The sequence below is a fragment of the Nostoc cf. edaphicum LEGE 07299 genome (assembly GCF_015207245.1).
GTDB classification, from domain to species: domain Bacteria; phylum Cyanobacteriota; class Cyanobacteriia; order Cyanobacteriales; family Nostocaceae; genus Nostoc; species Nostoc edaphicum_B.
Genome location: NZ_JADEXF010000276.1, coordinates 1 through 5,804, shown reverse-complemented (window position 1 = coordinate 5,804; position 5,804 = coordinate 1). Strand labels below are relative to the sequence as shown.

The following is a 5,804-nucleotide window of genomic DNA, read 5'->3' as shown; positions in this document are numbered from 1 at the left end:
TTCACCCCCCGCAACAATTCTTCATTCGTCAACCCCTTATTCACAATGTCTCGCATCCGCTGAGTACCAGCTTCTGGAGCAAAAGTCAGTCCACCTTGGCGCGTACCTCCCAGGATGTTGGCAATATTTTCATCAAATCTGTCTACCCGTTGGCTTGGTAGAGTTAGAGAAATATTTTCATTTTTTAAGCGATTTTTGATTTCCATCCCCACTGCTGGTAGGGACAAATAATCAGAACAACTCAGAGATAGGAGGGAAAACTCATTGTAACCAGTTGCCCGCATACCCTGTTCAATTGCTTCTACAACCCGATCGGGTTCTACATCCCGTGCTGGTCGAGTTAGCATTCCTGGTTGACAGAAGCGACAACCACGAGTGCAACCACGCCGAATCTCAATACTCAAGCGGTCATGAACTGTTTCTACATAGGGAACTAACCCGATGGAATATGCTGGTATGGGAGTTGCAACCCGTCGCAGAATTCGTTTTGGTACGTCTGGGCGAAGAGGGTAAACTGAGCCATCCTCTGCCATGTCGTAAAACTGAGGCACATATACGCCTGGTATCTGTGCCAAATCCAGTAACAGATGTTCCCGACTTAATCCTGCTTGTTTGCCTTCTTCTAACACCAAACCAATTTCTGGCAGTAGTTCTTCTCCATCTCCAAGGGCGATAAAGTCGAAGAAGTCAGCATAAGGCTCAGGATTTGATGTCGCTGTTTGCCCACCAGCGAAAATCAACGGAAAGGACGACTGAGTATCGGTAGATTCACTGATTCCCTGCCCCTCTGCTCCTTGGTCACTGAGCGTAGCCGTTGGCGCAGCCTCTCGTAGAGAAGTGCTGCTCCCCTGCCTTTCTCGCCACGTCAAGGGAATTCCTGCCAAATCCAACATTTCGAGGATATTAGTTGCACCCAGTTCGTAACTGAGGCTAAAGCCTAAAATGTCGAATTCTGTCAGCGATCGCTTTGACTCTACCGCAAACAATGGCGTATTAGTTTCGCGTAGTTTGGCTGCTAGGTCTTTTCCTGGGAGATAGGCGCGATCGCACAATTGACGCGGTTGGGCATTCAAGATGTTATAAAGGATGATGTGCCCTAAATTAGATGCACCGACTTCATATACTTCTGGGTAGGTTAAAACCCAACGTATTGCTGCCGTATCCCAAGGTTTATGTACTGCTAACAGCTCGTTACCCAAGTAACGGGCTGGTTTTAAAATATCCGACGTTATTAATCTTTCAACTGCAACAACCACTGTGCTATCTTCTAGCTACCTTAATTACAGCTACCAACCCCAACATTAGCATTGAATTTGGTCTTCTAACAGAGTTTATCGTTGCAACTTACAACTCCTTTACATAAAGTCCGCTTATTGCCTGAACCTTTGTGCTTTTACATAAAGTTATGTTTGGGCCAATTCGGCTTCAGCATCTAATATTTCAAATACCCTATCAAGTTGCGTCAGTTCAAAAATCATTCTAATTTGTGGAGCAACAGCGCGAAGTTGGCAACTTCTTCCTAAAGTAAGAGCCAACTTGTGTGTAGATAACAATGCCATCAACCCCGCGCTGTCTAAGGATTCTACTGCTGCTAGGTCTACTACCAAGATGGAAATACCATTTTGCGCCAACGCTGTGGTCATATCTCGTTCAAATTCCAAGGCGTTTGCAGCATTTAAACACCCTTGGGGGCGAATAACTGCAATCTTGGGATAGTTAAGCACTGCCTGCATAGTTACATCCTATTAAGAATTTTGAAGCGTCAAGCTAAGGATTATTTGAACATAAACTCTATTTTGTTGCATCGACCATACGTCTTAGCTCTCTTTGCTGAATCTTTATTGCTTTAGTATGTCTGTTTAAAGATTGTTATAATTCCAGGTTAAAATGTGTTTATATATACTTTTTTTTTATGTCACTTCAAAAACAATCAACTATAGACAGCCATAGAGCAGACAAATTATCAGTAACTATGCTGATAAACCTTGCTTAGTCTATAACTAAAGCTAATTTAGCCAAGTCTTAACGTTAGGTTAAATCTCCCACTTTAGCGTTGCTGATCGCATACGGCAAAGTCATAGTGAATTATCTATCTAACTAATTAAATTGTGATATATATCACTACTAAGTTAGTATTTGGATCACTCTTTATACTGAGGCTGATCTGGGATGATTAGTGTCATATTACAGTTGGGTTATTACTTATGAGAACTCAGTACGCTATTCGTAAATTGGTAGAAAAAGCTCTTGACATTAAAAAACTAACTCCTGAGATAGAGAATGAAATCAACTCAGAACTGACGGAACTGGGTTATATTTCTGATGTTGATTACGAAGCCTTAGAATTATTAATGGCAGAGATGGATGCTGGACGAATCCAGTTGGTTCCTAGCCTGGGATTTTAGACGCTCTCTACGATCGCGCAGGCTGTGGCAAACAGAAGTTGTGTGTAGCTTGCTTTTCTGTAAGGATACGAGGACTCCCTAACGTAATTCGTAATTAAATTAATTTAGCAGGGGGATACAAGGGCGATATAATAGCTAGTCTTTTTCTATGAGATTGATTATTTAAATACTTAAGGTGGCGTAAACTGTGCTAAGGAACATCTAAATTGTGCATTCGTAGTCAATCTTCATACAGTTCGCTAAATGCCTAAAAAAATTCCTCCCAATCTGTTTGCTGAATTTGTCCACAAGCGGAATGAACTCGTTGCTAAGGGAGTTGATATCATCAATATGGCTACTGGCGAGCCAGATAAACTAACTTCTAGTCATATCCTTCAGGTGATGCATGAGGCGATTGACGATGCTGCTAACCACAATTATCCACCTGACGAAGGGACGAAAAAATTTTTGGTGCGAAGGATGTAGCAATCGAATTTCACAGTCTTCAACGCATGAATAATGCTGGTATTCGCTACAGTTGAGGAAGAGACTGGGAATTAGGGACACACTCTTGGAGAAGCTGCGCCAACAACCAGCGGCGCAGTCGAAACTCAGTGCATCGCTGGGGACTGGGAAGACAAGAGGGACAAGGAAGACAAGGAAGAATGATTCAAGAAGTCTCTATGTTGCCTATTCCCAATGCCTAATCCCCAATCCCCAATCCCTCTTGATATGCTTGCCAAAGTTGGTGAATAAACTGATTGAGTTGCTGCTTTGCGACTGAATCAGGTTCAGTTTTTGGTTCTTTGGCTAAAAGTTGGCTCAAGAAGGTAATTACTTCTGTGTCTAATGCTGGGCGAAATAAATTGGCAGGCCAAAGTAAGTCAGATGCATCTCGCAAATCGGTAATTAGAGGTGATTCTTCTATGAAAGTAACCATTAATAAAGGACGCACCCAGCACAACTGGCGGGAAACTACAAATTGAATGACTTCTGCATACAGGTTCCTGTCGCCATACTCTAGAGACACAATTTGTCCCGTTTGAAGAAAATCTAGGCTGATGTCCATCTTGGGCAAGGGCAAGGATTGTTTTGCTTGCAACTTTTTTAATCTTAAAAGTGAAAATGCGCTACGTTTAAGAAAAGCTTCTGTAAGATTAGGGTAGCACTCTTACGGCAGCCATGTCTTAGACGTGTGCCTTATCAAGTGGCTACGCAAAACTAATACAACCAATCCCTGCCAGCAAAGGGTTTTCCTCGCATAGTATCTGAGCAGAAATACTATAGAATAGGTAAATAACTGTTGAGCGATCGCAAAACAGAGACTTTGTTGTAGTGAAGTAACGAGAAAAGAGCAAAGAGCCGTGTCAGTTGAAACTATTCAAAAACCTTCCACAACCCGCAAGCTCGCGCCTCGGTATCGCGTTTTGCTCCATAACGACGACTACAACTCTATGGAGCATGTTGTACAGTCGCTAATAGCCACTGTACCTAGCCTTACCCAACCCCAGGCTGTGAGTATCATGATGGAAGCCCATACTAATGGGCTAGCTTTAGTCATTACTTGCGCCCTGGAACACGCTGAGTTTTATTGCGAAACATTGAAAAGTCACGGTTTAAGTAGCACGATTGAACCTGATGAATAGTCATTAGTTATTGGTCATTGGTCATTAGTCGAAGTTTAGAGTATTGGCTGCTGATTAGTGACTTATTTAGTATGAAAAAAAACCTTGTCCGTTTAGCTGAACGCCCTGCCCCTATTAGGCTGGGTGCTTTTATTTTGACTTTATTGTTGCTATGGTTGCCATTGGCTACACCAATATACTTACTAGTGCATGATTCAAACTTAGAAAGTATATTGACATTGGTGTTATTATATGTAATCTTTATTTTTCTCCTGAAATTATTGGGTAAATATGTCTACCAGCAGCCCCAAATTCTGCGGCATTATGGCTTAGAATTCACGCGGCAAAACGGTGTGGATTTACTGCGTGGCTTGGCTCTAGGGATAATTAATATTCTGATACTTTTTGGCGTAGAAAGTTTGTTGGGTTGGTTGGTGTGGCAACAACCAAAAGTTTTTTTGCTGAAAGTTATTTTAGAGGGTTTACTTGTTGGCTTAGGTGTTGGATTTGCTGAGGAATTGTTATTCCGAGGCTGGTTGCTAGATGAATTACAACGAGATTACAGTCTGCGTATGGCACTGTGGACAGATGCAACTGCGTTTGCTACATTGCACTTTATTAAACCCTTGGAAGCAATTATTCATACACTGCCGCAATTTCCAGCTTTAGTACTGCTGGGATTAACGCAAGTATGGGGAAAGCGTTGGCGTAGGGGACGCTTGGGTTTTCCAATTGGTTTACATGGTGGTTTAGTTTGGGGTTACTACATTATTAATGTGGGGAAATTAGTGAAATATTCTGGCCAAGTTCCTGATTGGGTAACTGGTGTGAATAATAATCCCCTACAAGGAGTGATGGGGGTGTTGTTAATGAGTGTACTAGCTTTGGGGATACGGGGAAGGACTGAGCGATCGCGTCATGTATGAAAATAAAAATATTAATTGTATCAGCTTTATTACTTACTTTTCTTTCTGGTTGTAAAGATTGTCAGGCTAAAAAAACTTCAAATCCCGCTCATGTGAAGCAGCTGCTAACAACTAAAAAATGCCCCAAGTGTGATTTAGGTGGCGCTGATTTAACAAATACTGATTTAGCTGGAGCAGATTTAAGAGAAGCTGAACTGACAGATGCTAAATTAGATGGTGCAAATTTACAAGGATCTGATGTACGCCAAGCAGAGATGCGATGGACTGATAAATCTGAAGATGATCATGGAGAATCTGGATTCTCAGAAATCGGTGATATTGATTTTAGTTGTAATGTTGATTATAAAGTTTCGTTAGAGAAAGTTAACTTACAATCAGCTAATTTTTCTGATACTAATCTCTCTGGCTTATTTATTTCTGATAGTAATCTCCGTGCTGCGAATTTAAGTGGTGCTAACTTAAAAGGCACGTATTTTACGAAAGTAGATTTATCACAAGCAAATCTAAATCAAGCTAATTTATCTTACGCGAGCTTCGGCAATGTTAACCTTCACTCGGCAGACTTACAAAATGCTGATTTAAGCCACAGCGAATTAATTGTCAATGTCAACTTAAGAAATGTAGATTTAACTGGTGCTAGATTAAATGTTGCAAAATTGGATGGAAATGATTTCAGAGGTGCAAACCTCCGTGATGTTGACTTTACTCAAAGTAGCGTAGATAGAACAGACTTTCGTCATACTAAAAATCTGACAACCGAGCAGATTAAATTGGCACAAAATTGGGAAGAAGCAGTATACGATGAAGAATTTCGGGCCAAATTAGGACTACCTGCTTGCAAAACTACGTTAGGTAAATATTTGGGATAT

At 41.3% G+C, this 5,804-nt stretch carries 8 protein-coding genes; 5 read left to right on the top strand and 3 right to left on the bottom strand.

The window, feature by feature from the left end; genetic code table 11:
• Together IQ229_RS10320 and IQ229_RS10315 are read right to left on the bottom strand one after the other, a co-directional pair.
• A partial coding sequence (locus tag IQ229_RS10320; RefSeq protein WP_194043406.1) for a radical SAM protein occupies positions 1–1,256 on the bottom strand: 1,256 nt, incomplete at its 3' end.
• Between the two features lie 147 nt (positions 1,257–1,403).
• Positions 1,404–1,733: an STAS domain-containing protein gene (locus tag IQ229_RS10315; protein ID WP_194043404.1), complete on the bottom strand. Its 330-nt coding sequence runs from the start codon at positions 1,731–1,733 to the stop codon at positions 1,404–1,406.
• Between the two features lie 471 nt (positions 1,734–2,204).
• Here IQ229_RS10315 and IQ229_RS10310 point away from each other — a divergent pair, with 471 nt between their 5' ends.
• Positions 2,205–2,405, top strand: a complete 201-nt coding sequence (locus IQ229_RS10310; RefSeq protein WP_094349495.1) for a hypothetical protein — start codon at positions 2,205–2,207, stop codon at positions 2,403–2,405.
• Between the two features lie 243 nt (positions 2,406–2,648).
• The gene (locus tag IQ229_RS10305) at positions 2,649–2,870 is read left to right on the top strand and encodes a hypothetical protein (RefSeq protein ID WP_194043402.1); all 222 of its coding nucleotides are present in this window, start codon (positions 2,649–2,651) and stop codon (positions 2,868–2,870) included.
• A 217-nt stretch (positions 2,871–3,087) separates the two neighbouring features.
• Here the strand turns inward: IQ229_RS10305 and IQ229_RS10300 are convergent, their stop codons facing one another.
• Positions 3,088–3,453, bottom strand: coding sequence for a hypothetical protein (locus IQ229_RS10300; protein ID WP_194043408.1), 366 nt, complete (start codon positions 3,451–3,453; stop codon positions 3,088–3,090).
• 295 nt (positions 3,454–3,748) lie between these two features.
• On the opposite strand from IQ229_RS10300, the gene clpS reads away from it, so the two are divergent.
• The 3 genes from clpS to IQ229_RS10285 form a co-directional block, all read left to right on the top strand.
• Positions 3,749–4,030 (top strand): ATP-dependent Clp protease adapter ClpS, encoded by a 282-nt coding sequence (gene clpS / locus IQ229_RS10295; protein ID WP_069070124.1) that lies wholly within the window; start codon positions 3,749–3,751, stop codon positions 4,028–4,030.
• A 71-nt stretch (positions 4,031–4,101) separates the two neighbouring features.
• On the top strand, positions 4,102–4,935 hold the full coding sequence (locus tag IQ229_RS10290; protein ID WP_194043400.1) for a CPBP family intramembrane glutamic endopeptidase: 834 nt from the start codon (positions 4,102–4,104) through the stop codon (positions 4,933–4,935).
• Positions 4,932–5,804, top strand: an 873-nt coding sequence (locus tag IQ229_RS10285; protein WP_194043398.1) for a pentapeptide repeat-containing protein, incomplete at its 3' end; no start/stop codon positions are given. The genes IQ229_RS10290 and IQ229_RS10285, both read left to right, overlap by 4 nt.